This window comes from Photobacterium lutimaris, assembly GCF_003025555.1.
Lineage (GTDB): Bacteria > Pseudomonadota > Gammaproteobacteria > Enterobacterales > Vibrionaceae > Photobacterium > Photobacterium lutimaris.
In genome coordinates this window covers 572613-598351 of sequence record NZ_PYMH01000001.1, presented here as the reverse complement: position 1 = coordinate 598351, position 25739 = coordinate 572613, and the positions used below count along the sequence as shown (strand labels likewise).

27 protein-coding genes are annotated in these 25739 nt (G+C 45.5%); 18 read left to right on the top strand and 9 right to left on the bottom strand.

The window, feature by feature from the left end; translation table 11 throughout:
* Window positions 1–52: 52 nt before the first annotated feature.
* Complete coding sequence (locus C9I99_RS02440) at window positions 53–541, bottom strand: c-type cytochrome (RefSeq protein WP_243734287.1); 489 nt, start codon at window positions 539–541, stop codon at window positions 53–55.
* 145 nt (window positions 542–686) lie between these two features.
* On the opposite strand from C9I99_RS02440, the gene C9I99_RS02435 reads away from it, so the two are divergent.
* Window positions 687–1316: a cytochrome b/b6 domain-containing protein gene (locus C9I99_RS02435; RefSeq protein WP_107347252.1), complete on the top strand. Its 630-nt coding sequence runs from the start codon at window positions 687–689 to the stop codon at window positions 1314–1316.
* A gap of 23 nt (window positions 1317–1339) precedes the next feature.
* Window positions 1340–1768 (top strand): MarR family winged helix-turn-helix transcriptional regulator, encoded by a 429-nt coding sequence (locus C9I99_RS02430; protein ID WP_107347251.1) that lies wholly within the window; start codon window positions 1340–1342, stop codon window positions 1766–1768.
* A gap of 45 nt (window positions 1769–1813) precedes the next feature.
* Here C9I99_RS02430 and C9I99_RS02425 read toward each other — a convergent pair whose 3' ends face one another.
* A complete protein-coding gene (locus C9I99_RS02425; protein ID WP_107347250.1) occupies window positions 1814–2188 on the bottom strand; it encodes a thiol-disulfide oxidoreductase DCC family protein in 375 nt (124 codons plus the stop codon).
* Between the two features lie 115 nt (window positions 2189–2303).
* Between C9I99_RS02425 and C9I99_RS02420 the strand changes: the two genes are divergently transcribed.
* Together C9I99_RS02420 and C9I99_RS02415 are read left to right on the top strand one after the other, a co-directional pair.
* Window positions 2304–2981 (top strand): type 1 glutamine amidotransferase domain-containing protein, encoded by a 678-nt coding sequence (locus C9I99_RS02420; protein ID WP_107347249.1) that lies wholly within the window; start codon window positions 2304–2306, stop codon window positions 2979–2981.
* A 43-nt stretch (window positions 2982–3024) separates the two neighbouring features.
* Window positions 3025–3465, top strand: coding sequence for a VOC family protein (locus C9I99_RS02415; RefSeq protein ID WP_107347248.1), 441 nt, complete (start codon window positions 3025–3027; stop codon window positions 3463–3465).
* 132 nt (window positions 3466–3597) lie between these two features.
* Here C9I99_RS02415 and C9I99_RS02410 read toward each other — a convergent pair whose 3' ends face one another.
* Complete coding sequence (locus C9I99_RS02410; protein WP_107347247.1) at window positions 3598–4506, bottom strand: aldo/keto reductase; 909 nt, start codon at window positions 4504–4506, stop codon at window positions 3598–3600.
* Between the two features lie 503 nt (window positions 4507–5009).
* Here C9I99_RS02410 and C9I99_RS02405 point away from each other — a divergent pair.
* Window positions 5010–6269: a hydroxymethylglutaryl-CoA reductase gene (locus tag C9I99_RS02405; protein ID WP_107347246.1), complete on the top strand. Its 1260-nt coding sequence runs from the start codon at window positions 5010–5012 to the stop codon at window positions 6267–6269.
* Between the two features lie 192 nt (window positions 6270–6461).
* A complete protein-coding gene (locus C9I99_RS02400) occupies window positions 6462–7382 on the top strand; it encodes a DMT family transporter (protein ID WP_107347245.1) in 921 nt (306 codons plus the stop codon).
* A gap of 89 nt (window positions 7383–7471) precedes the next feature.
* Here the strand turns inward: C9I99_RS02400 and C9I99_RS02395 are convergent, their stop codons facing one another.
* The gene (locus C9I99_RS02395) at window positions 7472–9841 is read right to left on the bottom strand and encodes a Lon protease family protein (RefSeq protein WP_107347244.1); all 2370 of its coding nucleotides are present in this window, start codon (window positions 9839–9841) and stop codon (window positions 7472–7474) included.
* 251 nt (window positions 9842–10092) lie between these two features.
* Between C9I99_RS02395 and C9I99_RS02390 the strand changes: the two genes are divergently transcribed.
* Window positions 10093–10617: an RNA methyltransferase gene (locus C9I99_RS02390; RefSeq protein WP_107347243.1), complete on the top strand. Its 525-nt coding sequence runs from the start codon at window positions 10093–10095 to the stop codon at window positions 10615–10617.
* 58 nt (window positions 10618–10675) lie between these two features.
* Here C9I99_RS02390 and C9I99_RS02385 read toward each other — a convergent pair whose 3' ends face one another.
* A complete protein-coding gene (locus tag C9I99_RS02385) occupies window positions 10676–11398 on the bottom strand; it encodes a hypothetical protein (RefSeq protein ID WP_107347242.1) in 723 nt (240 codons plus the stop codon).
* Between the two features lie 257 nt (window positions 11399–11655).
* The gene (locus C9I99_RS02380) at window positions 11656–12414 is read right to left on the bottom strand and encodes a DeoR/GlpR family DNA-binding transcription regulator (RefSeq protein ID WP_107347241.1); all 759 of its coding nucleotides are present in this window, start codon (window positions 12412–12414) and stop codon (window positions 11656–11658) included.
* 292 nt (window positions 12415–12706) lie between these two features.
* Here C9I99_RS02380 and ltnD point away from each other — a divergent pair, with 292 nt between their 5' ends.
* The 5 genes from ltnD (at window position 12707) to C9I99_RS02355 (ending at window position 17859) form a co-directional block, all read left to right on the top strand.
* Window positions 12707–13612 (top strand): L-threonate dehydrogenase, encoded by a 906-nt coding sequence (gene ltnD / locus C9I99_RS02375; RefSeq protein ID WP_107347240.1) that lies wholly within the window; start codon window positions 12707–12709, stop codon window positions 13610–13612.
* Window positions 13613–13614: 2 nt separating this feature from the next.
* Window positions 13615–14874 carry a 3-oxo-tetronate kinase gene (gene otnK / locus C9I99_RS02370; RefSeq protein WP_107347239.1) on the top strand — a complete coding sequence of 420 codons (1260 nt, stop codon included), beginning with the start codon at window positions 13615–13617 and terminating at the stop codon, window positions 14872–14874.
* Window positions 14867–15499 carry a 3-oxo-tetronate 4-phosphate decarboxylase gene (gene otnC / locus C9I99_RS02365; protein ID WP_107347238.1) on the top strand — a complete coding sequence of 211 codons (633 nt, stop codon included), beginning with the start codon at window positions 14867–14869 and terminating at the stop codon, window positions 15497–15499. The genes otnK and otnC overlap by 8 nt, the downstream gene beginning before the upstream one ends.
* Window positions 15499–16275 carry a 2-oxo-tetronate isomerase gene (gene otnI / locus C9I99_RS02360; RefSeq protein WP_107347237.1) on the top strand — a complete coding sequence of 259 codons (777 nt, stop codon included), beginning with the start codon at window positions 15499–15501 and terminating at the stop codon, window positions 16273–16275. Before otnC ends, otnI begins: the two co-directional genes overlap by 1 nt.
* 129 nt (window positions 16276–16404) lie before the next feature.
* On the top strand, window positions 16405–17859 hold the full coding sequence (locus tag C9I99_RS02355) for a GntP family permease (protein ID WP_107347236.1): 1455 nt from the start codon (window positions 16405–16407) through the stop codon (window positions 17857–17859).
* Between the two features lie 58 nt (window positions 17860–17917).
* On the opposite strand, the gene C9I99_RS02350 is transcribed toward C9I99_RS02355, so the two are convergent.
* Window positions 17918–18622, bottom strand: a complete 705-nt coding sequence (locus tag C9I99_RS02350; RefSeq protein ID WP_107347235.1) for a hypothetical protein — start codon at window positions 18620–18622, stop codon at window positions 17918–17920.
* 243 nt (window positions 18623–18865) lie between these two features.
* Window positions 18866–19273: a hypothetical protein gene (locus C9I99_RS02345; RefSeq protein ID WP_243734286.1), complete on the bottom strand. Its 408-nt coding sequence runs from the start codon at window positions 19271–19273 to the stop codon at window positions 18866–18868.
* Between the two features lie 577 nt (window positions 19274–19850).
* Between C9I99_RS02345 and C9I99_RS02340 the strand changes: the two genes are divergently transcribed.
* From C9I99_RS02340 to C9I99_RS02320, 5 genes are all read left to right on the top strand, one after another.
* Complete coding sequence (locus C9I99_RS02340) at window positions 19851–21155, top strand: polysaccharide deacetylase family protein (RefSeq protein ID WP_243734321.1); 1305 nt, start codon at window positions 19851–19853, stop codon at window positions 21153–21155.
* 191 nt (window positions 21156–21346) lie between these two features.
* Complete coding sequence (locus C9I99_RS02335) at window positions 21347–22066, top strand: HAD family hydrolase (RefSeq protein ID WP_243734285.1); 720 nt, start codon at window positions 21347–21349, stop codon at window positions 22064–22066.
* Between the two features lie 189 nt (window positions 22067–22255).
* A complete protein-coding gene (locus C9I99_RS02330; protein WP_107347233.1) occupies window positions 22256–22792 on the top strand; it encodes a cytochrome b in 537 nt (178 codons plus the stop codon).
* Window positions 22792–23361 (top strand): YceI family protein, encoded by a 570-nt coding sequence (locus C9I99_RS02325; protein WP_107347232.1) that lies wholly within the window; start codon window positions 22792–22794, stop codon window positions 23359–23361. Before C9I99_RS02330 ends, C9I99_RS02325 begins: the two co-directional genes overlap by 1 nt.
* A gap of 175 nt (window positions 23362–23536) precedes the next feature.
* On the top strand, window positions 23537–24304 hold the full coding sequence (locus tag C9I99_RS02320; protein WP_107347231.1) for a DUF2076 domain-containing protein: 768 nt from the start codon (window positions 23537–23539) through the stop codon (window positions 24302–24304).
* A gap of 42 nt (window positions 24305–24346) precedes the next feature.
* Here C9I99_RS02320 and C9I99_RS02315 read toward each other — a convergent pair whose 3' ends face one another.
* On the bottom strand, window positions 24347–24790 hold the full coding sequence (locus C9I99_RS02315) for an Lrp/AsnC family transcriptional regulator (protein WP_107347230.1): 444 nt from the start codon (window positions 24788–24790) through the stop codon (window positions 24347–24349).
* A gap of 110 nt (window positions 24791–24900) precedes the next feature.
* Between C9I99_RS02315 and C9I99_RS02310 the strand changes: the two genes are divergently transcribed.
* The gene (locus C9I99_RS02310; protein WP_107347229.1) at window positions 24901–25488 is read left to right on the top strand and encodes a LysE family translocator; all 588 of its coding nucleotides are present in this window, start codon (window positions 24901–24903) and stop codon (window positions 25486–25488) included.
* The last annotated feature ends 251 nt before the right edge of the window (window positions 25489–25739 follow it).

The following is a 25739-nucleotide window of genomic DNA, read 5'->3' as shown; positions in this document are numbered from 1 at the left end:
TATTCAACTAGCTTAACAGTCCAGTATAAAAAGGCTATGTAATTCAATCATGCTACCAGCGAGACCGGTATTGACGGTGGCAAGCTTTGCACGTCGACTGCGCCTGCTTAAGGCCCTGTTGAGCTAAGCTTTTATCCTTTTCAAGCGTTGCTTGGTAAAGCAGTTCAAAGCCGTCATCCATTTCATTTAATAAGCGTTCAAACTTCACATTATCATCCCAAACCTTATCCTTGGCTTTGCTTCCCTCAAGGCTACCTTCAGGAAATAATGAATCTAAACGCGTTGAGGCTTCATGCAGTTTCTTGGCTGCCAGTTCAAGGCGATCCCAGTTCACTTCTTTTGCTTTTAACGCTTTCCCCATATCTTTAGCATCATGTTCAATTAACCCAAAAGTTGACTGTCGCTGTGAAATCGCCTCTTCGAACATCAGTACTGTGGCGTCCTGAGTGTTTACTCGCTCAGTGGTTTCAACCGCGATAGAGCCGGCTGAAAAAGTTAGGGCTATACCCAACATCAAACTATTTTTGTGCATCTTTTTCATTTCTATACTCCCACATTTCCTTCTTGCCAGTCTATTGACGACTGTTGATTACATTAATTTACACAGCAATAGTTGCAATTGCAACTATTGCTGTGTAAATTCAGAGGCACTTGTTACAAACAACATAAAATGAAGGTGAACAACTATGAAGGTTTGGGATTTACCGACGCGTCTATATCATTGGCTACAAGCTATTCTTTTTACACTTCTGGCACTAAGTGGATTCAATGGCGGAGGGCCACATATCGCTTTCGGGCTCGCCTTATTTGCACTGTTGCTATGGCGGATAAGCTGGGGAATAGTAGGTAGTGATACAAGCCGCTTCGCACAATTTATCCATTCTCCACGAATAGTGATCAGCTATCTCAAAGGAAAATATAGATCTAAGCCTGGGCATAACCCGGCTGGGGCTTTAATGGTGTTTTCATTGCTTACAATACTCACGTTGCAATGCTTAAGCGGCTTGGCGCTTACAGGGTGGTTTGATAATTTCAGCATGCTTGGCAGTATCTTGGATGAGCCGTTTTATAGTACTGCCGAAAACGTACATCTCTTTACCGCCAAAGCATTGATGGGGCTTGTATTCACCCATCTCGCGGCTATTTTCTTTTACAAGTTGCGTAACAAGCCATTGGTATTAGCCATGGTCACAGGAAAACAGCAGAACAATATAGAAATGCCTTCTGTCGCTCTTCACTTTGCCAGTAATATAAAAGCGCTGGTACTGTTTGTTGCTGCACTATCAGTTACAATGGCAATAGTTGCTAGTTTATAAAACATGAGGGTTGATCCCGCCTTATGAAACAAGAATTTGACCGACAGTCCAGTTTTGGGTGGCTCATTAATGTTGTTGCCAACAATGCCGCCAAGACTTTCGATACCGAACTAAAGAAACACGGACTAACCATTGCGCTTTGGCCAACACTAATGTGTTTGTGGGAAGAAGAAGGGGTAACCCAAACTGAAATCTCTCAAAAATCCAAAGTCGAAAACTCAACCACTACTCGAACCATCGATAAACTTGAGAAGCTGGGACTGGTGGAAAGACAAAATGATCCAAATAGCCGGCGCTCTTTCCGTATTTTCCTAACCAACAAAGGCAGGGAATTGCAATCGACCTTGCTACCTATACCGCTAGCAATCAATAAGCAGGCACTCAGCTGCCTCGACGGCGATGAACAACAACAGCTGATTACGTTATTGCAGAAAATGGTAAAAGCTATATAACCCTCAGACATAATAACGGGCTGGCGCAAAGTAGAGCGCCGACCGTTATTTATCCTGCCCTATCCGGCCCTGCCCAGCCAATCTTCGATCAACCGTTTTTCTATACCAACGCGACAACTGCCCTTTTACCAATGGAATAGCCATTATCCATGCCAGAGGACGTAGGTACCACACCTGCTTGAACAACAAAATATAAGCATCCAATTCTTTATATATTGCGCCGTTGTCATTCATTACATGCAGCTCTTTAACTGCCAGATATGGATCTATCCCCAATGACTTCAGGTAATCCTCCTTTCCCGTAATATCACACCAATTGACATTGTCTGGGTGACTCAGTCGCCGCGTAAACCAATTCCGATCATCGACACAGCTCGGGCACGCTCCATCGTAAAAGATGGTTAACTTTTCTCCAGTCATTTCTAAAGCCTCCTTCCCTCTCTCATTAAAGTGTAACCAGAACAGCACCTAGTGGTAGCTGGGTATACTATGCTTTCGCTGTAAGTTTTTAACTTAAGCTTGAGGGAATCACATTATGGCAAAAGCATTAATTGTCCTTACCAGCCATGCAGCATTGGGAAATACAGGTACAAAAACTGGGTTCTGGCTTTCTGAGTTAACACATCCCTACTTTGCCTTGGCCGACAAAGGGATTGACGTAGATATTGTGTCAATTGCCGGTGGAGAGACTCCGGTTGATCCAAAAAGCTGGGATGAAGAAGATGCGTTCAATGCCCGCTTTCTTGCGGTGCCGGAACTGGTTGATCATTTAAAAAATAGCCACTCGCTCAATAACATCATGCCTTCTGACTATCAGGCCATCGTCTTTGCCGGTGGTCATGGCACCATGTGGGATTTTCCCGACGATGAACATGTTAAACGCGTCGCCCTCGCTATTTACCAACAAAACGGGATTCTCGCTGCGATTTGCCATGGTCCAGCAGCACTGGTCAATATGACTTACGCCAACGGTGACCACCTTATTGCCAATATGAAAGTCACAGGGTTCACCAATGAAGAAGAGGAAGCCATTGGGCTCACCGGTGTCGTACCATTTTTGCTCGAAGACAAGCTTAGGCAGGCCAATACCGTATTTATTGCTGCTGATGCATGGGCAAATAACGTTGTTATTGATGGCCGTCTTATCACCGGACAAAACCCCCAATCGGCCAGCGGCGTAGGTGAAGCCGTTGCAGAATTACTGTTAGAATAGTAACTTGGCGCTAAGCAATAGCGAATAACAGCGGGAATGTATAATGGAATTTTTACATACAATGGTTCGAGTCAGCGACCTTGATGCGTCGCTTGATTTTTACTGCAACAAACTGGGTTTAGTGGAAACCAATCGTAAAGAGAGTGAGAAAGGCCGTTTTACTTTAATTTTTCTTGCCGCGCCTGGTGATGCTGAAAATGCAAAAACGACGAGCGCACCGCTGGTTGAACTGACCTACAACTGGGATCCTGAAGAGTATATTGGCGGACGTAATTTTGGACACTTAGCCTTCCGTGTCGATAATATCTACGACCTTTGTGCTCACCTTCAAGCTAACGGTGTGACAATTAATCGCCCACCTCGCGATGGTCACATGGCATTCGTGCGCTCACCAGATGGTATTTCAATTGAACTGCTGCAAAAAGGCGAAGCGCTTACGCCTGCCGAACCATGGCTCTCAATGGAAAACACCGGCAAATGGTAATTAAGGGCTAGCAACGTTTTAGACTTTCGCCGGCCCAAATAAAAAAAGCCTCTGTCTACACTTAGACAGAGGCTAAATTTCTTCAAGCGAAAAGAACTTTAAGTTCATAAGCCTAATGAGAGCATGTGGACTCTATGGCACCCCGTGGCCTTTAGAAGCAACCCACACCCGGTACCATTGTTCACGAGTCAGTGTGATATCTAGAGCATCCACCGCGGTTTGTACCCGTTCGATTTTACCCGAACCAATGATTGGTAGCGGGTTAGATGGCAGACGGCGTACCCACGCGTAAATCACCTGATCAATACTGTCAGCACCAATCTCTTCACGGATCGCTTCCAACTCATTACGTACTCGGATTTGCTGCTCAGACTGACCGGAGAATATCGCGCCGCCAGCCAAGCATGACCACGCCATCGGTTTCACTCGATTCATTTGCAGTTGATCAAGTGTACCATCATGCGCCACTTCAAAGTTAAGTGGATTGATCTCAACCTGATTGGTTACCAAAGGCGCTTCTAGACGAGATTGCAGTAAGTCAAACTGCGAAGGTGTGAAGTTTGAAACTCCAAAGTGGTTCACTTTACCCTGCTGTTTCAGTTCCACAAAGGCTTCAGCTACCTCATCAGCATCCATCAATACATCCGGACGGTGGATTAGCAGAACATCAATGTTCTCGATATGAAGACGAGACAATGAATTATTCACTGAATTAACGATATGCTGCTTGCCCGTATCGTAATGGTTGATCTTGCGCTCAGGCACAAGGTCAGTGCACAAATTGATGTCGCACTTGGTCACGATCTCTATGTGTTCACGTACACTCGGATCAATCGCTAGGGCTTCACCAAACAGCTGCTCACAGGTATAGCCGCCATAAATATCAGCATGATCGACTGTCGTGATCCCCAACTCAATGTGCTGCTTCAAGAAGCTCAATCGTTCCTGCGGGCTCATGTGCCAATCGGCAAGACGCCAATACCCTTGAACTAACTCAGAAAACTGCGGCCCTTTCGGGGTGAGTCCAACTTTTTCCACCATCTGGAATTAACTCCGTTTACTCAAAAATCGGTATCCATCCTAGGCGTGTTCTGCCCGGTACGCAATGCTATAACTCGAAAGCTTCGAGCTAGAGTACAAACTATGTCTTTATATTCTCGCCTGGCGCCCTTAACGGCGAAGAAAGCATCAGTGACTATGCCGCTGGAATAGCCAACCACCAGCTATGGCTATCTCTACCGCCAAACGGAAGCTGTCGACAAATCAGCACTCAATACTGCTTTTGAGCCTGTGAACGGTAAAAAAATCAGCAATACTAAAGCAGAGAAACTGTTAATAATTATGACTGACAATCAACACCTCCGCCCCATATATAATCTGATGGTTGCTTAGATATCAGCGGGATGACCACATTCCTCAATATCGCCAAGCAAGAAAAAACCTGAATGATTTCTGTCTGCACCTGAGATTCCAAACTGGCAGGAGTAGTGTTTTGATATTAGGAGGTTACAATCCGCCGCAGTCATTAGCTAAGAAGCACTGCTATGCCAAAACTAAATCTCCATCGACGCGACCACATGAAAACGGTGGTCAATGACTTCACTGCTGATGAGCTCCAGCAACGCCTTGGCTCAAACTTTGCCAAGCCGGATAAAAAGCAGCCGCGCACGCCTTACCTAACCCCCAAGGCAGTTGAACGACGCTGGCAGATGCTCGATAACGAGGAAGCCAAAGCACAATTGCTCGATGGATATACACAAGAGCAAATGCTCTGCTATAGCAAAAACATCGAAAACTTCATTGGTACAGTGAAAATGCCCATTGGTATTGCCGGGCCACTTCGTGTCAATGGCCTGTTTGCCCAGGATGATTTTCACGTACCGCTCGCCACAACCGAGGCAGCCCTTGTCGCTTCCTATAACCGTGGTTCACAGCTTATTACCCAAGCTGGCGGGGCGAGTGCCATGCTGCTGAATGAAGGCGTCACTCGTACCCCTTGTTTTGCTTTTTATGACTTGGCGCAAGCCGGACAATTTGTCGCTTGGGTTGTCACCCAATATGACGAGTTCCGACGAATTGCCGAATCAACCACACGCCACGGTAAATTAACGGATATCAGCGTCAATATTGAAGGCAACCACGTTTACCTAGTGTTTGAATATCTCACTGGTGATGCGTCAGGCCAGAATATGGTGACCATATCGACCAATGCGGTGTTCGAACATATCTTACAGCATTCACCCATAGAGCCACTTGAAGCATTCCTCGACGGCAATCTGTCTGGTGATAAAAAAGCGACGGCGCAAACTTTACGGGGCGTACGTGGTAAAAAAGTGACGGCAGAAATCAACATCGACAAGGCGCTAGTCGAGAAAATGTTACATACCACGCCGAAAAAAATGGCCGAGTTTGCCCGTATGAATACCATCGGTGGCACACTAAGCGGCAGTATCGGCATCAACGCCCACTATGCCAACGCCCTCGCCGCTTTCTATATTGCCTGTGGCCAAGATGCCGCCTGCGTGGCGGAATCTGCGGTCGGTATTACTCGCATCGAAGTTAATCAACAGGGTGGCTTATATGCCTCTGTCACCCTGCCAAATCTGATGGTCGGTACCGTCGGCGGTGGCACCTCCTTGCCGAGCCAAAAAGCGTGCTTGGATTTACTGGGTTTACACGGTTCTGGTAACTCTCAAGCTTTATCTGAGGTTTGTGCAGCCCTTTGTCTGGCAGGTGAACTTTCAATTGTGGGGGCATTCTGTGCCGGCCACTTCTCACGCGCACATCACAAGTTGGCACGTTAACGTCTTTTCCATCGCACTAAAACACCCTCTTTGCTCCACAGGAGAGGGTGTTTTTATTATCCCTTACGATTCATCACACATATCTAATGCGTCACGCATGATTTTCAGGCAAAATTACGCCATCGATTCCCATTATCATTTGGGATAACACTTTGCTACTGCATTACTAACGCTGAGGTTGCAATTCCGTCAATGCTTAAAGCCCTTACCCCATCTTTCTTTAAAAACTCAGTCCTTAGTCAACTACCTGTGGGACTGAGATTTATGCTGCTGTCAGCCTTTGGTTTCTCGCTTATGGCAGCTTGCGTAAAACTAGTCAGTGCTTCGGGCATGCCAATATTCCAAATCGTTGCCGCAAGGGCCCTTATTTCTCTGGTGCTTAGCTACCTCGATATTAAGCGCAAGAAAATACCGGTCTGGGGGAATAACAAACCATTACTGATCGCGAGGGGAACCGTTGGTACCTTTGGCCTGATCTGTGTGTACTACGCTATTGCCCACCTGCCTTTGGCCGAAGCGACTATATTGCAATACCTGCATCCAGTATTTACAGCGATATTAGCTCTACTCTTTCTTAAAGAGCGGATCCAACTTTCAACTATCATCTGTATCGCGCTGAGCATTTTGGGCCTAGTTATCACCGTCAAACCCAACATGCTCGCCAGCAATGCCATCGAACTTCCAACCTTTGCCGTGGGTATTGCAATGATGGGGGCATTTTTCAGTGCCGTGGCTTATACCATAGTAAAAAGCTTGAGCAAAAGTGAAGACAGTTCGGTCATCGTATTTTATTTCCCGTTTATTGCGCTTCCGCTATCACTCATCCTTCTGGGGGGCGAAATACAGATGCCCACACTATTTGAGGCGGCGTTACTGCTATTAGTAGGTATCTTTACCCAGATTGGCCAAGTATGTTTAACCAAAGCAATGCAAACTGAGGCTGCCAGCAAAGCGACTGCCTACTCCTACATACAAGTGGTATTTTCAATCCTGCTAGGGGCGTTCCTATTTAGTGAACTGCCATCAGTGTGGACACTACTCGGCGGAAGCCTGATCATTATCGGTACGCTGATAAACATCTTTGGTAGCCAGCGCGCCGTATCAAGTAGTTAAATAAGTAAGACTGCTTACACCTATTGCCAAGCTACAACCATAAAAAAGACCGCCGTTGGCGGTCTTTTTTAGTAACCGTGATTTCGTCACTACCTCAATGCATTAAGTTTAAGCTGAGCTTGGCCCAATATGCTGTCGACAGGATAGTTACCATCCAAACCTGCTTGACCGGCAGCCTGGCCCATCAAGATTTCAATCGCTTCTGTCACATGGCGAATTGCCCAGATTTTGAAATCACCTTTTTCAACAGCATCGACAATATCTTTTCGCAACATCAAGTTATGAACATTGGACTGAGGAATAATCACACCTTGGTTTGGCGCTCTTCCTTTGATGCCACAAACATCGAAGAAACCCTCAATTTTCTCATTCACACCGCCGATTGGCTGAGCTGCACCAAACTGATTCATCGAACCGGTAATGGCCACATCCTGACGAAGTGGAGTCTGTGAGAAGGCCGAAACAATGGCACACAGTTCTGCCATTGATGCGCTATCGCCATCAACGCCACCGTAAGACTGTTCGAACGTCAGGTGGGTGGTTAGTGGGATCCGCTTATTACGACCAAACACCGATGCCAGATACGCCGATAAGATCATCACCCCTTTTGAGTGAATTCGGCCACCAAGATCAACACTGCGCTCAATATCAAACACACCGCCATCCCCATAAGATGTTGTCGCGGTGATCCGGTTCGGCGAACCAAACTGGTAATCCGAGGTTGAAATCACCGACAAGGCATTGACCTGCCCAACCGCTTTACCGTCGGTATCGATAAGCGTTGTGCCGTTAGTGAATGTCTGCATCACATGATCTTTAAGCCGGCTGACCCGCATCTCTTGATTGCTCAAAGCCAACTCAACATGATTTGCTCTGATCATAGTGGCATTGGATGACTTCGCGACGTAGTTGGACTCACGCAATAAATTAGCAATGTCCGCCGAATGCAACGACAGTTTGTTCTGATCATCCGCTTGACGAGAGCTGTATTCTATAATCCGACCAATCGCTTTACGGTCACAGTGCAGCATCTTGTTATCGTTGACAATGCTAGAGATGAATTTGGCATATTGCGCCTCCGACTCATCGGTACGGTTCATTTCATCTTCAAAATCAGCGGTAACACGGAACAGCTCGCTAAACTCAGGATCATAATGCTGGAGCAGTTGGTAAGTCTGGTAATCACCGAACAAGATAAGCTTAACGTGAAGTGGGATCGGTTCGGGGTCGAGCGAAATCGTGCCTGATAATGTGACTTCTTTCTCCAACGAACTCACACTCAGTTTACGTGAGCGCAGAGCGCGTTTGAGTCCATCCCACACATAAGGCCGCTCAAGCACTTTAACCGCATCCATCAGCAATACCCCACCGTTGGCACGGTGTAAGCTACCAGGGCGAATCAACGAGAAATCGGTAAAAACGGTCCCTTTATATGTGGCATTCTCAACATAACCAAATATCGAGTGATAGTTTGGGCTTTCCTCAACCACAATAGGAAACTTAGACTCATCTTGATTTACCAGCACGTTAACTTGGTAACGCCGTGGCATTTTTTTATCAAGCGCCGCATAAGCCAAGGCAACCTGCTCCTCACTTTCCTCCAAGAAAATATCGAGATTTTCGAGGATATCCGCCTGCATCGCCTTCAAATATGCCGTCACTTCTGACAACGGTTTATATTCTTCTTTCAGTGTTTTGATAAAGTGTGACACCACATCTAGCGCCACTTCTTCATTGAGCTTTTGGATTTTATCGGAGAACTCTTCCTCCAGCTCCGTGAGCTGACGAACAATGCCTCTCAGCTGGCGTTCCAGCTCATTAATGGTATCTTCGAACGCCTGTTGCTCTTCATCTGTTAATTGAGCAAATGTTTCTTCTGTATGTGGCTCTTCGCCATTCAGAGCAATCAACTGATATTCACCGGTGGTGGTTACCGACAAACTGACGCTGTGTTCTTTTGCTTCTTTCGTTAACGTTAATAGCGCGCTTTCTTGTTTTTCAGTGAGCTGGTTCTTGAGTTTTTCCGAGCGGCTATAATACATTTCGTTATCGAAAGCCAAGGGCAATGCCTTGACCAAGCGGGTCATCAACTTTTCAATATCTTTCTTGAATGTATGACCACGACCCGCCGGCAGTTTAAGCACCTTCGGATTCCGGGGTTCATCAAAGTTGGCAACATAACACCAATCGTATAGTGGGTTACCATTGCCATTAGGGTCATGGCGATTTAGGTAACGAAGTACCATGGTGCGCTTACCAAGGCCATTTCGGCCGATGGCATAAATATTGTACCCTTTCTCCTTAATTGACATGGCAAACTCAACGGCCTTTTGAGCACGTTCCTGCCCTACAATCTCATCAAGTGGAGTAAGGTTCTTGGTCGACTTACAATCTTCAGGCAAGCCATTCAGTTCTGAGGCGCGATACAGTTTATCACTGCCAAGCGGTTGAATAGTCATATGGCTCCCTCCATAAACAATCAGTTACATCCAGTGTAGACAGTAAATTATTATGATTTAGTGACTTAGACTACGTTTACTGCTGACAGACTATCTAAAAAGGTATCGTTTGCTGTATTTATGTACAAAAACCACAAGATATGGAGTGTTTTTATTACCTTTTAGTAAGTACTGAAAATACGATTATCTATCCCCCATTGGCACTCTCTGCTAAGATGCCGCGCTCAATATAAGATCAGCGGAAATCACCAATGAAAAACACCCGAATCAGTATTGGATTAAGTAACCCCAAGAGCCCAACCAATGTTGGTGCGGTAATGCGCGCGGCAGGCTGCTATCGTGTTGACTCGGTCATATATACCGGCCAGCGTTACGACAAGGCAGCAAAGTTTCAAACTGACACCAAGAGCATGTCGAATAAAATCCCGCTGACAAATGTGCAATCACTGCTTGATGATCTGCCTTCGGAAACAAAAATAGTCTGTGTTGAGCTAGCAGAAGGGGCGATTGCTCTGCCGGCATTCAAACATCCCGACAATGCTCTATATGTATTTGGCCCTGAAGATGGCACGATTGCCCAAGAGGTTGTCGATAAAGCACACGCAGTTGTATATGTACCCACTGTCGGCTGTATGAACCTAGCTGCAACGGTGAACGTGTTACTTTATGATCGCCTGGCAAAAGCTGAGGATGTGATTATGGGTGATGAGCTTATCCGTCAGAGCCGAGACAACAAAAATAATCTCGTCGTCAAAACACCGACCACGGCTCGATAAAGCGAATAGCAATATTAAGCCAGCTTACATATGCAACCTCTAAGCTGGCTTTAGCGTGCTATTGTCCTAGACTCTCTAAAATTTTACGCACTCTCTCTGCATTATTTTCATACATCGCAATTGCATGAATCACAGCTAAGCATTCTGCAGTTAAGTTTGACTGATTCTTCTCTATGACAGTGTTATAAATTGATTGAGGAAAATCATCGGAAGTCCCTTGAGGCTCAACGTACGTCACCACTGAGCCTTGGTGATTACGGTGGTATTTCAAACATGGCCAGCTTATCGTTTCAACGGCTGCACTTGCAATACCACACTGCCACTCTTCATGCACTTCTTCTGGTGATTGCTCGAAGTGAATGTCATCGCGACTACCAGTATCTAGCCACCTCTGAACGGACGCCAGGTAATGTTGATGATCGTAATCCTGTATCAACTCTACCACCGTAGTCGAGGAATAAGAGAAGCAAACACTCAACATATACAGTTCTGACAACGACATAGTGTCAAGAGCTAATAAAGCCTGATTATAGGCAGCATCATGAAGCGTTTTTTCAAAACCTTCCCTTTGCTTTTCTTCCTGCTTCCTCTTTTCTTTCAAGCATTGAATACGCTTTTTTCCACTATCAATAAGTTGCAGCGCTTGTTGTAGCAACTCAATTTCAGACGAAGAATACAGTTCTACGAGATCCACTAAAACGACATCTTTAATGGTGTTAGAAGCCGTGGTCACTTTAGTCTGTTTACTTTTCAAGGCTCTGCTATTCGCAAAATCAAGCATAATAATCCCCTCAAAATCGATACATTGATGCTGACGCATCTATACAGTTAGGATGATTAAAAGTTAATGAAAACAATCGACAATAAATAGCTAGGGTGGAAAAGAAGAGAGAAGACTATCAGTATAGACAATGACTTAAATATGTTAGTGACATACGTCTTGTTTATATAAAAAGCCATCAGTTATAGCCTGATGGCAACCTGCCTATTCGCGGCTAATCACCTAGAAAACCAAAGGGATGCAAAATAAAACACCCGTTAAACTACATCAACAGTAATACCACGCTCATTGAAATCATCAATACAGCATGTGGGAAAATCACTATCGGTAATCACTTTATCAAAGCATTCAATATCAATAGCGTGGAAAGTGGCTACCTTGCCATACTTAGAAGAATCACTAACGAGATAACTTTGCTGCGATGACGCAATAATGGCCTTTTTCACCAATACCTTTTCTTCGCTTGGCGTTGAGATCCCGCGCTGGTTCCAAGAAGACGTAGAAACGAAGGCCAAATCAATGTTCATTTCTCGCAATAGATGCGTCGCTTGTTGTCCAACACAAGACTGATTCCCCTTATCCACCTTGCCGCCAGTATGGTAGATACTGCACTCGGCATGGTTCATCAGGTAATAGGCAATCGCAAAATCATTGGTGATCACTAATAGATCATCTCGATAATTTAACTGATGGGCTATTTCTAACGTCGTGGTACCCGCATCGAGATAAATCGTCATGTTCGGCTTAATCAACTGTGACGCATAAAAGCCAATATCGGCCTTTTCATTTCGGTGCTGGTTTATCTTCACATCATGTGAAAGTTCAGTGTGAATACTCTCCGTCAACTGGACTCCACCAGACACGGACATTACTCGCCCGTCGGACTCTAACTTGGCAATATCACGACGGATCGTCATGTGTGACACATCAAGTTGGTGAGTCAATTCACTGATGCTGATGACTTCCTGATTCCCCAACAAAGAGAGGATAGTTCGCTGTCGTTCTGCCGGAATCATAATGCTTCTTCTATATAGTTAGCTTGCACGCATCTTAACACCACTCGACCATCCCTGTGAATAAATGTGAGCATTTGATAAGGCATTCTTTGATTATTCTCCAACCTTTCAGGTTCTTAACTAATTACCCTTTAATAAATTCAAAATTCAGCCAAATATTCACATCAACAATTCACACTTTTTATCACCCTTACTGTTAAAAAGTGTGAAGTCGCGCCTTCACCTTTGCAAAAAAGCATCATAGAATCACAAACAAGAACAGAAATTCACAAAAGTTAACATGGAGAGGCAAATGGAAAGTCAACAATTACAATCAGTTGCCGTAATTGGTCTAGGTTCAATGGGCATGGGCGCGGCGAAGTCTTGTATTCGTGCTGGCCTTGATACTTATGGTATCGACTTAAGCACCGACGCACTAAAAGAACTCGAACAAGCCGGTGCAAAAGGTGTTTCACACAACTGTGCTGACTTCGCCCAAGTACTCGATGCAGTCTTGCTATTAGTTGTGAATGCCCGTCAGGCTAAAGCGGTACTCTTTGATAACCAACTTGCAGAACAACTCCGGCCCGGCACTGCAGTAATGGTATCTGCCACTATTTCAGCAGAAGATGCAAAAATCATTGAAGCAGGTCTGCAACAGTGTCAGCTCATCATGCTTGATGCGCCAGTTTCAGGTGGTGCAGCAAAAGCCGACATCGGTGAAATGACCATCATGGCTTCGGGCTCGGAAGCTGCGTTTACCAAGCTCAAGCCGGTACTTGATGCAACAGCAGGTAAGGTTTACAACATTGGCACTGAGATCGGCTTGGGTGCCACAGTGAAGATCATCCACCAGCTACTTGCCGGTGTTCACATAGCTGCTGGCGCTGAAGCCATGGCACTGGCCGCCCGTGCCAATATCCCACTGGATTTAATGTATGACGTGGTGACTAACGCCGCAGGAAACTCCTGGATGTTCGAAAACCGCATGAAGCATGTCGTTGATGGTGACTACACACCAACGTCGATGGTCGATATTTTCGTTAAAGATCTGAATTTGGTCTCTGATACCGCCAAAGATCTAAAATTCCCTCTTCCTTTGGCCTCTACCGCACTGAATATGTTCACGAGTGCCAGCAATGCCGGCTTCGGTCAAGAAGACGACAGCGCCGTAATTAAGATTTTCGATGGCATTAACCTGCCTAACAAGGAGCAATAATCATGCTACTAGGTGTTATTGCCGATGATTTTACCGGCGCAACGGACATTGCAGGTTTTCTGGTTGAAAACGGCATGCGTACCATCCAACTCAATGGTGTACCGGAAACCGAACTCGATATAGAAGCCGATGCGGTCGTTATTAGCCTGAAATCACGCTCTTGCCCGGTAGACGAAGCAATCGATACGTCTGTTGCAGCCCTGAATTGGCTACAGCAACAAGGTTGCCAGCAGTTCTACTTTAAATATTGCTCAACCTTCGACAGTACCAGCGAAGGCAATATTGGCCCGGTCACTGATGCGTTGCTTGATGCGCTGAACGAAAATTTCACCATCGTCTGCCCTGCCCTACCGGTTAATGGACGTACAGTATTCAACGGCCATTTGTTTGTGATGGGTGAGCTGCTATCCGATTCAGGCATGCGAAACCACCCTGTTACGCCAATGACAGATTCAAGCCTTGTGCGCCTGATGGATGCACAATCACAAGGCGCTACCGGGTTGGTGAACTACCAAACTATTGAGCAAGGAGCCCAAGCTGTAACAGAGCAATTCACAGCCATTGCGCAAGAAGGTAAACGCTATGCGGTTGTCGATGCATTCAACCAGTTACATCTTGAGACGTTGGGAGAAGCTGCAAAATCACTCACGTTGATCACTGGTGGTTCAGGCCTTGCTTCTGGCATTGCTAAAAACTGGGCAGAACACTTAAGTGATCAATCTTCAGCAAAACAATCGGGTAAACCGCAACAAGCCAAAACGGTCGTTCTATCTGGTTCATGCTCAGTGATGACCAACCAGCAAGTTGCTAACTACACCACAAAAGCGCCGCACCTAGCGCTGGATGTTAAAGCCTGCCTAGAGCAAGACGATTACTGTGAATCCGTTTTCCAGTGGGTACTAGAAAATTTAGACGCAGATTTTGCCCCTATGGTATACGCCACTGCCGAGCCTGGAGTACTGAAAGCCATTCAGACACAATACGGTGCGCAGGCATCAAGCCATGCGGTCGAGCAATTCTTCAGCCAGTTAGCACACCAGCTCAAAGAAAGTGGCGTACAGAACTTTATTGTGGCTGGCGGCGAAACTTCGGGAGTGGTCACTCAAAGCCTTGGAGTTAAAGGCTTCTATATTGGCCCTCAGATTGCACCGGGCGTACCTTGGGTGAAAGCCATCGACAGCAGCTTGTCGCTGGCGTTGAAGTCAGGCAACTTTGGTGACGTTAACTTCTTCGAAACGGCACAAGGGTTCTACCATGACTGAACAACAACTCAGAGAGCAGATGGTAACGCTTGCCCGTTCGATGTTCGAACGAGGTTACGCCACCGGCGGTGCTGGTAACCTCTCTCTTAAGCTGCCTAACGGGCACTTCCTAGCCACACCAACAGGCTCTTCATTTGGGCGACTGAATGCGGAACGCTTATCGGTAGTTGATATTGATGGCATCCACATTTCAGGTGACCGCCCTTCAAAAGAAGTGGCGTTCCACTTGGCGATTTACCGCAACAACCATGAGTGCAATGCAATCGTCCATTTGCACTCGACTTACCTGACGGCATTGTCTTGTATGGAAGGGCTCGATACCGACAACGCGATAAAGCCGTTTACGCCTTACTTCGTCATGCGTATCGGCAAGCTGCCAGTGATCCCCTACCTACGTCCGGGCGATCCTCGCATTGCCGAAGAATTGGCAAAACGAGCAGCAGACTACCGTGCCTTCTTGTTGGCTAATCATGGCCCGGTTGTTACAGGTAGCGACCTGATTGATGCCGTCGACAATGCCGAGGAGCTAGAAGAAACCGCAAAACTGGCACTAATGCTCGATGGCAAACCCATTCGATACCTTAGCAAAGAAGAAATCACAGATTTACAAGGGAGAGGCAAATAATGGCTAAGTTCGCAGCAAATCTCACCATGCTTTTTACCGAGGTACCTTTTTTAGAGCGTTTCGAACAAGCTCACCATGCTGGCTTCAAAGCCGTGGAATACCTATTTCCTTACGCTTATGACGCAGAAAAGTTAGCTCGTGAGTTGAAGAAATATAACTTCGAACAAGCACTCTTCAATATGCCTCCGGGTAATTGGGATGCGGGCGAGCGTGGCTTTGCCGCTATCCCAGGCCGAGAAGATGAGTTCCGTGCCAGTGTCGATACAGCCCTAAACTACGCCCTCACCTTGAGTTGCAAAAAAGTGCACGCAATGTCAGGAATAGTTGATAGCAACTTCAGCTACCAACAACACGTAGATACTTTTATTAGTAATATCCGCTTTGCGGCTGATGTGTTTGCCGAGCACGGTATTGAGCTGATGATTGAGCCTCTGAACAACCGCGATGTGCCAGGCTACTTTATTTCGGGTCAACGTGATGCAGTTGAGCTAATCAAGCAAGTTGATCGTCCTAATGTAAAACTGCAGCTCGACCTCTACCACGCCCAGATTATGGACGGTGATCTTACGGTACTTATCCGCGACTTGGCTGACTACACCGGTCATATCCAAATAGCATCTGTCCCTGAACGCCATGAGCCAAGCGAAGGTGAATTGAACTACCCGCACCTGTTCAATGTACTGGATGAGTCTGGCTATAGCGATTGGATCGGATGTGAATACAACCCGAGAACAAACACAGTCGACGGACTGGATTGGGTGAAGCCTTACCTATAAACCTAATGAATTCATATAAATTTTACTAACACAACTTGCGGCACCTGTAATCCAAGGTGCCCTATTTAAAAATCTTAAAAACGACGTGAAATAGAACCTGCCCAGCAGGCAATTAAAAGGAATGAAGAAATGGATGGAGCAATTCTAGGCATTATTGTTGGTATTACCGCAATGATGGTCATGATAATCAAGACCCGTATCCCTGTCGCACTGGCGATGGTACTTGCATGTTTAATTATGGGCCTATTTGCCGGCATGGCACCCACAGAACTGGTTAACGCGATTAAATCAGGTTTCGGTGGCGTTTTGGGCGGGATCGGCCTCATTATCGCTTTCGGTGTGATCATGGGTGCATGCTTCGAGAAATCGGGCGCAGCTGTACGAATGGCAAAAACTTTCGTCAAGATCTGTGGTAAAGGACGTGAAGATCTCGCGCTTGGCTTTACCGGCGTACTCGTGGCGATACCGGTTTTCTGTGACTCTGCTTATGTACTGCTACATTCGCTGGTTCGTGCTATCTCGCGCAACACCGGTAAATCTTCAGTTGGCTTGGGTGTAACACTGGCATTGGGGCTACTTATCACCCACGCACTCGTGCCACCAACACCAGGACCAGTGGCGGTATCGGGTATCCTTGGTGTCGATCTAGGCGTATACATGCTTTGGGGCTTAGCCGTATCAATCCCTATGATGATGTTGTCACTGATCTACATCCGTAAAGTGGGTAAAGAATACTACCGTGTACCAAACGGCGAGAACTGGATCACCAGCGAAGCTGACTGGGCAAACCTAGAAAACGTTAAAGAGACCAAAGACGAAGATCTACCTAGCAACTTCTTGTCATTTGGCCCAATCCTAGTGCCAATCGCACTAATTCTTACTAACACCTTGATTGGCGAAGGCAGCAGCTTCTTCCACACATTCCTTGAGCTCGTAGGTAACCCTGTTGTTGCAGTGGGTATCGGTGTGCTGATGGCACTTTACGGCCTAACAACGCAAATCGACCGTAAAGAGATGATTGGATCCATGGATGATGCCCTATCAACAACGGGTCTAATCCTTGTCGTAACAGGTTGTGGTGGCGCAATGGGTGCGGTTCTAAAAGCATCGGGCGCTGGCCCACAGGTCGCTGAAGTGATTGCAAGCAGTGGTATTCCACCGCTACTTGTTCCACTGGCCATCGCTTCTATGCTACGTCTCATCCAAGGTTCGGCGACGGCATCAATGATGGTTGCAGCAACAATGACACTACCTCTGGTTGAAGCTCTTGGCCTTGACCCTGTCTTTGTAGCACTCGCGTGTGCCGTTGGCCCTGTCGGCTTCTCACACCTCAACGATTCATACTTCCACATCATTAGTCGTACGCTGGGTATTACTGAGCTATCCGACCAACTGAAAATCTGGAGCTTGACCTCAACTATCGCTTGGGCAATCGGTGCGAGCATCATTATGACGCTGAACCTGTTCTTCGGTAAAGGCGGCACACTGATCGACCCAATCATCCCGCTTGCTGTACTTGGTGCTATCGTCGCTTGGATGAAAACACGCAAACTAGATGCGCCTAGTAAAGTGGCAACTTCATAGCACCATGTAATTCAAGTCAACCCAATAAATAAAGCCCACGGTTGAGTGGGCTTTCTACTTAATACATTTTACCATTGACCGGTTGATGTATAACCCCAATCAAGCCGATATCACTTCGCGTCACAATACCTTTTTTATCAACGTCATAAACAAGGCCTGACTCGGTTTCAAACGACAGCATCTTTTCCGTCAGCGTTAGCTTACCCACAGAAAGAGATGAGTAGGATTTTTCATCAATTTTCACATCATTATGAAAATTAGACGCATAGCGGGTTGTAGTCATCACCGTATCGTCATACTTCACATCTATTTGAAAATCCCCAATACTACTATCCAGTGCTACGTAATCATTATCTTTCGCACACACTCTCATATTTTCTACAACAAAGATGACATCTTCCTGTAATTGAGGGCTATAGTACTCATACTCTTCTTTGACGTAGCAACCGTCAGGTTTTACTTTCGCGAGAGCAGACAGGTTTTCAATTTCAGATTGCGGGATAAAGCTATTATTTATTTGCTCCTGCCCTAACGCTAAAATGAGCTGCTCCCTAAATTCAACCATGTCTTTATTGGTCATATCCGCGTCTGAAAGCAGGTACTGAATATCCAGTACGTCTGTCGTTGCCTTCTCACTCAGCACCTGAATCAGATCACTCTTCTTCAAGTCAACGGGGATCACCGAAGATGGCTCATCAATACTTGGGCTAGCACACCCATAAAGGAACATAGAGGCAACAACCATTACTGCTAGTTTTTTCATCCCTTCACCAATAAATTAAAAGCAATATTTTTCAGGATACAAATAAAACACCGTTCGATTTTTGAGCAAAAAGATTCACTTAATAACGATCCTAACTCATCACTTTAGGTATAAATTCAGTTTATAAATGGACTATAACAGATTAAAGGCAGAATGTTGTTAAGCCACTCTAATAAATTATGAACAGTGTTTGAAATTTACACAGAAATGAAGGTGCCCTGCTTCACAGGGCTCATGCCTTATTTATCTTGGCTTAGCCACATACTCATAACCATCACCACGACGTTTATAGTAATGATTATCAATTATTGCGTAGGTCGCACCCGCAATAACGGCAAATGTAGCAATCTCAGGTAGGCGGCTACGGTGGTAATGGCGATGCTTAGGGTACTTATGTACGACCACAACTTTCTTATGTCTTTTGGGCTTTTTCTTCACAACCACGACATGGTGTTTGTGGTGCTTATGCTTATGTTTGTGGTGCTTATGGTGATGATGTCCATGCTTGTGCCCCTTCGCTTCTGCCACACTAGGCGTTGCTAAGCCAAACGTCATGATTGCAACAGCGACCATACTGGTAACTATTGTTTTTTTCCAAGGCTTTACAGCCAGTTCAGATTGCTTTGATTCCGCTCTAAATTGTAATTTCATGGTTATACTCCATTCTTTTATGGCGCTAGGTTACCTTCCCGACTGAAAAACAATGTTCGATTTCTGTAAAATTACGTCAAGCGGATAGTCAAAAACCCTGAAAATATTAATGGCTTTAATTAAGTAATTGATCTGTTGATAAACAATGAAAGATCTATTTACATTTAACTATTGGCAAAATGACCAACCAAGATTGAAACTAGGATCCCCCCCTTAAGATCGTTCAATTTTCCATCAATGCAATAGCCAATCTCAGTCTTGTTCTGGCATTATCTGAATCTTATCGTTTTCATCCATCATTGCGGCCTCGCCGTTATCATCAATACATCCTATGGCTTTGAAACATCCTCATCGAATTGAATTTTGCGACAGACATTAATAACCGAACGAAATATCAGTCTTATCAATTACATAAACATTGAAAATCGCTCGAAACAGTGAGAGTCGGGATTAGTTATTTTCCTATTAGCAACTAACGTTTTAAAGCACTCTGACCCCGATTTACTTTCATAACTAAAAGGACTTTCTTGTGTTTCGACCAAACCTACAATCATTAGCCATACCGACACTTGTCGGGCTGTGTACATCCCTTGCCATACCGACCGTGCATGCCGAGCAACCCTCTGTTTCTGTGCCTCCTTCTTCACAATCGCCTATTGCGACACAGCTAACACCGATGTTTATCAGCTTGGGCTTTGATGACAATACGGAGATAGACGGCTTATCCTGGGTAATACAATTGCTTGAGAGTTACCAGAACCCGACCGGATTGGATCGCTATGCCGAACAACGGATGACAGCAAGCTTCTTCATGCATTGTGGCCCCGCCGTAGAAAATACCGAGATCAAAGTCCTCTGGCGTGAATTGGTCAAGAATGGTCATGAAATCGGTAACCACACATTGACTCATCCTGATGACAAAGTTAACTACGACCCATTGCAATCTTGGATGACGGCAGAACAGTGGCAGGAAGAAGTTAGCAAGTGTAATGACTTACTCACGAGCTCTATAGAAGATGGCGGCATCGGGGTTGAACATATAGCGGGTTTCCGCTCTCCGTATATGACTTACAACGACAATACCCTCAATGCACTGTTAAAAAACGGGATCCGTTACGATGTCAGTTTTCCCGCAGGTATTACACCTGACCAAACTGGCACTAATAACACTTGGCCCCATACGCTAGATCATAACAGTCCATCTCACTCCCTCGCAGCTCTCGGTGGATGGAAACCGGCGATCAATCAATACCCAGGCTTGTGGGAAGTCCCTCTTCATAGCCTGATTGTGCCACCTGATTCCGCGTTGGAACAATACGGTATCAGCTATTCATTACGGGATAAGGTTGCCAGCCGAGTCGGATACTTTGATCCATCGTCAGGAAAAGGCGACAATTTCGATTGGAACTTATATTTTACGCCTAACTGGGGAGCTGCTGGCTTAAATGAAAACGATGTCGTAGCGATCTACAAATACAACTTAGACTTGAGACTTGAAGGCAATAGGGCACCATTAACCCTCGGTCTTCATTCAGCCTTCTATGGGATGTTAGAGGGAGAAGAGCACTTTGGCACGCCTGAGACTACCGTCACCAGTCGACAAAATGTACTCAAGCGATTCATTCGTTACGCTTTGTCCAAGCCTGAGGTACGTTTCGTTACCCATAACCAGCTATTAGACTGGATGGAAAAACCTGAGCCGTTAACACTTTGCCCTGAAGGCCAATGGCAACCACACCAAGTCTACACTCAAGGTGAGACAACCTTTTACCAAGGGCTAATGTGGCAGGCTAAATGGTGGACGCAGCTTGAAATACCGGAGCATACAGCCTATTCCCCGTGGCAATCCATTGATAAATGTACACCGAGATCAAAGCAATAACCGATAACGACTCTCCCATATGGTTCCGCTGACTTTGCGCAGCGGTATCATACGGGATACATGCTGAACCTGACTTCAAAAGTACACAGAGCTGCAAACACTCTGTCATCACCCTTGCATAATCTCTACTGAAACTGAGCGAATGCCAGTCGATAATGATTTGAATAAATAACGACAAATAGGAAAGAAGTTTGACAACCACTAACCCTGTAAAAAGTATCCTTGCAACTAACGTCACGCCTTATCTTGCTATTTTCGATCTTGACGAAACCTTGATTGCAGCTGATTCCGCCAGCCTTTGGAGCGCTTATCTTGTCGAAAAAGGTGTCGCTCCTTCCACTCTTCTTCAAGAAGAAAAAGCAATGATGGAAGCCTATGCCAAAGGCCAGATGGATATGAACGCCTACATGCAGGCAACGCTAAAACCCATGATCGGGATGGATAGTTCAACCATTACTGCATTCGTGAATGAGTTCATTGAGCTGCATGTCAAACCGGCTCTATATCAAGATGCGATTGATAGAATTCAGTGGCATAAGCGTCGAGGCGATACTATTTTGGTCATTTCCGCCACGGGTGAACACCTTGTAAAACCAATCGCCCGACTACTCGGTGCCGACGATGCCATTGCCATCAACCTTGAACAGATCGACGGAAAATTCACAGGAAAAACCACAGGGACACTGAGTTATCAATATGGAAAGGTGATCAGAATGAAAGCTTGGCTTGACCAACAAGATACCGCCTTTAAGGGCTGCTACGGATACAGCGACTCTATCAATGATCTTCCTCTGCTTGATGCCGTCGATCGCCCCTTTGCCGTCAACCCAGATCCAGCACTAGCATTACATGCCCAAATGAACGAATGGACAATTATGGATTGGCGTCACGACAATAATATCCTGCGCTGAACCCTCGCTGTCAAAGTCATTGCCTTATATTTTTGGCAATGGCTTTTAACGTCCATACTATCTGCTATTTCTGTCACTCTACCTATAGATGTTATTCGAATAAATTGATGTTGTTGTTCAACTGTTGCTACTTATATTCCTGACAGTGGTGTCTACAATATCCCTATAAGTAGCATATGGTAGAGAAAGATGAACAAGGACAGAAAATCATATGATGGTTTATCCATCGTTATTCACTGGCTGTCAGCAGTCGCCATTATTGGCTTGTTTGCAGTCGGTCTATGGATGGTAGATCTTACCTATTATTCACAGTGGTACAAACCTGTTCCCCACTGGCATAAATCTGTAGGAATCTGCCTGGCTATTTTGACGCTTTTCAGGCTGGTGTGGAAACACATTAAAAAGCAACCTTCCATTGAAGGGCAAGCATGGGAAATTGCTGCGGCAAAAATAGCCCATGCGCTGATATATATCTTGCTAGTGAGTATTTTTATTTCAGGTTATCTCATTTCGACCGCAGATGGTCGTGCTATCGAAGTCTTTGATTGGTTCGCCGTGCCTGCTCTTGGCGAATTATTTCCTAGCCAAGCAGACATTGCAGGTGAGGTGCACTACTACCTCGCCTTTACACTCATCGGGCTCGCTAGCCTACATGCCCTTGCGGCACTCAAACACCACTTTATTAATAAAGACAACACGCTAAAAAAAATGTTGGGAGTAAAATAATGAAAAAGCACATCATCGCCATGGGACTAATGGCTGCAGCATCCGTTTCTGGTTTTGTACAAGCCGCTGACTACGCCATCGACACCAAAGGTGCCCATGCATCAATCAACTTCAAAGTCGAACACCTTGGCTATAGCTTTATCAAAGGACGTTTCAATACTTTTGATGGCAGTTTTAGCTACGATCCTAAAAATTTGTCTGCTTCTAAAGTGACCGTGAATGTCGATACTACGAGCCTTGACAGTAACCACGCCGAGCGTGACAAACACCTACGCAGTGCCGACTTCATTGACGCCAGTAAATTTGCTACCGCGACTTTTACGTCAACCAAAGTTGAGCCTAAAGGCAATGGTGAAATGACAATTTTTGGTGATTTGACCCTACACGGCCAAACTAAACCTCTGGCTATCGACGCTAAGTTCATCGGTGAAGGTGAAGACCCATGGGGGGGGTACCGTGCAGGCTTCACTGGAACCACACGCATCAATTTCGACGATTTTGGCATTCAGGTCATGGGTTCATCGAGCTATGCTGATATCGAATTGCATGTCGAAGGCGTGCGTCAGTAGAGATTGAATGTCAGTTCATTGCAAAATCCGGCTACCAGCCGGATTTTTTGTATACCTTTCAATCAATAGTCAGCATTAGTTACCTATCGTTACAGATTGAAACAGGAACCATAGGCTAGGATGAAGGTCATAAAAACAAAGCATAATAATGTGCTACTCAATGAGAAGGTAAGTCATGACGCCGCAAGAAAAAGAGCTGATCCAAAATGTTGCCAATAAACTGAAACAGAGCCCAAATAAAGCAAAAGATTCAGAAGCAGAGAATTTGATCAGCAATGAAATTGGCTCTCAGGATGGTGCCATCTATAAGTTGACTCAGGCTGTGTTGGTTCAAGAAATGGCACTGAAAGAGCTCAAGCAAAAGAATGAATACCTCGAAAAATGTGTCGACCACCATAAAACGGAAGCGAACCGTGGCGCATTAAGCAAAATGATGGGGGGCAACCGCCCGGCCCCTCAACCACCTCAGCCAAGCCATCAGCCAAGTGCCTTTGGTAGCTTTATGCAAACGGCCGCTAGCGTTGCTGTCGGCATGGTTGCAGGTAATATGATCAGCAACATGCTATTCAATAACGACGACCCAGCAGCAGAGGCCATGGCGGCAACTGACTCAGTGGCAGAAGATACGGCTGCGGGAGAAACACCTTCGCAAGACGCGCTAGCCAGCTCTGGAGCTGAAGAAAGCAGCGGTGGTTTCCTTGATGACTCCTCGAGCTTTACTTCGGAGTATACCGGCAATACCGGCGGCTTTGGCACTGATGGTTTAGGTGGCAGCGACCTTGCTGATAGCGGCTTTGGCGATGCCGGATTCGGTGATGCAGGTTTTGGCAGTGACGGCTTTGAAAATACAGGCTTCGATGACACCTTCGCTAACAACGGCTTTGGCAGCGATGATAGCTTCTTTGGCGGTAGTGACGATTTCGACTTCGGTGGCGACGAGTAACCACCTTATTATTTCCTAAAGGGCACTCCCGTGCCCTTTTCCTTATCCTCGCTCATCTTTTGGCGTATCCATTACCACCATCGTCGTGATTGAATTGACTTGGGGGATTTCACCCAGCACATCAGCATGAAAACGTTTATAGGCATTTAAGTCCGCCGTTTCAACACGTATTAAATACTCGCTAGCACCAGTAATGTTGTGGCATTCAACCACTTCCTTGGTCAGCTCGATATGCGATTCAAATTCCAATTGTGATTTCTTACTGTGGTTAGCCAATCCAACATTCACGTATGCAATGAAGCCTACTCCCATCTTGGTATGGTTCAGTATCGCTTTATACCCTGTAATGATCTTCTGTCGCTCTAGCTCTTGAACCCGTCTCAGGGTGGCAGAAGCAGATAAGCCTACTCGCATAGACAGCTCAACATTGGTCAAACGTCCATCACTTTTAAGCTCTTGCAAGATTCTTTCGTCAAATTTATCCATCACGCAACATCATTGTGGTTAGCTTAATCTTAGAGCAAAAATAGACACAAAATTCACTCTTTCATTCATTAATATACAGACTAATGTAAAACACACCATCGGACAATATTATGGATTACCACCACTTTGCAGCTCTTGTGGCATTTGCCTTCGTTTCCACTGTCACACCAGGGCCTAACAACATTATGTTAATGACTTCTGGTGCAAACGTGGGTTTCTTGCGCACGATCCCCCATATGCTGGGCATCATCTTTGGCTTTAGCTTCATGGTGATATTAGTCGGGATAGGTTTAGTCGGTGTTTTCCAAAGCTATCCAGTGCTGCACCAGGTTTTGCAAGTCATTAGCATTGGGTACCTTATCCACCTCGCAATTTTGATCGCTCGCAGCAAACCGTCTCATTCAGATAAAAACGATTATCAGCCAATGTCGTTCCTTTCTGCAGCCGGCTTCCAATGGGTAAACCCCAAAGGGTGGACAATGGCAATTACGACAGTCAGTATCTATAACACAACGACTGACTGGCGTGGGATAGCACTTATTTCATTGGTATTTGCCGTTGTTAACATACCGTCAGTCAGCATCTGGACATATGCTGGTAAACAGCTTCAGGCTTTTCTCCAACAACCGGCTAAAATGAAGTGGTTTAATTATGGAATGGCAGCATTGCTATTAGCATCACTGCTTCAGGTCTTGTAATGGTAATGTGGAAAAAAAGCCTCCGTATAGGAGGCTATTAAGGTTTATTTTTTCGTTTTTGCATTATCTAAAATTTCTTTAATTCGCTTGTTTGATACACGTCTAGCCATAACATTAACTCCTTTTAAAAAATCACATACCACGGTCTAAGTCATCGTCCGTCAACACTTGTTAATCTTTTGTGATTTATGGACTTAACTCCAATATACGTAAATTGATATGCAATGAAATACCCTTTGCTCATTTTCAAT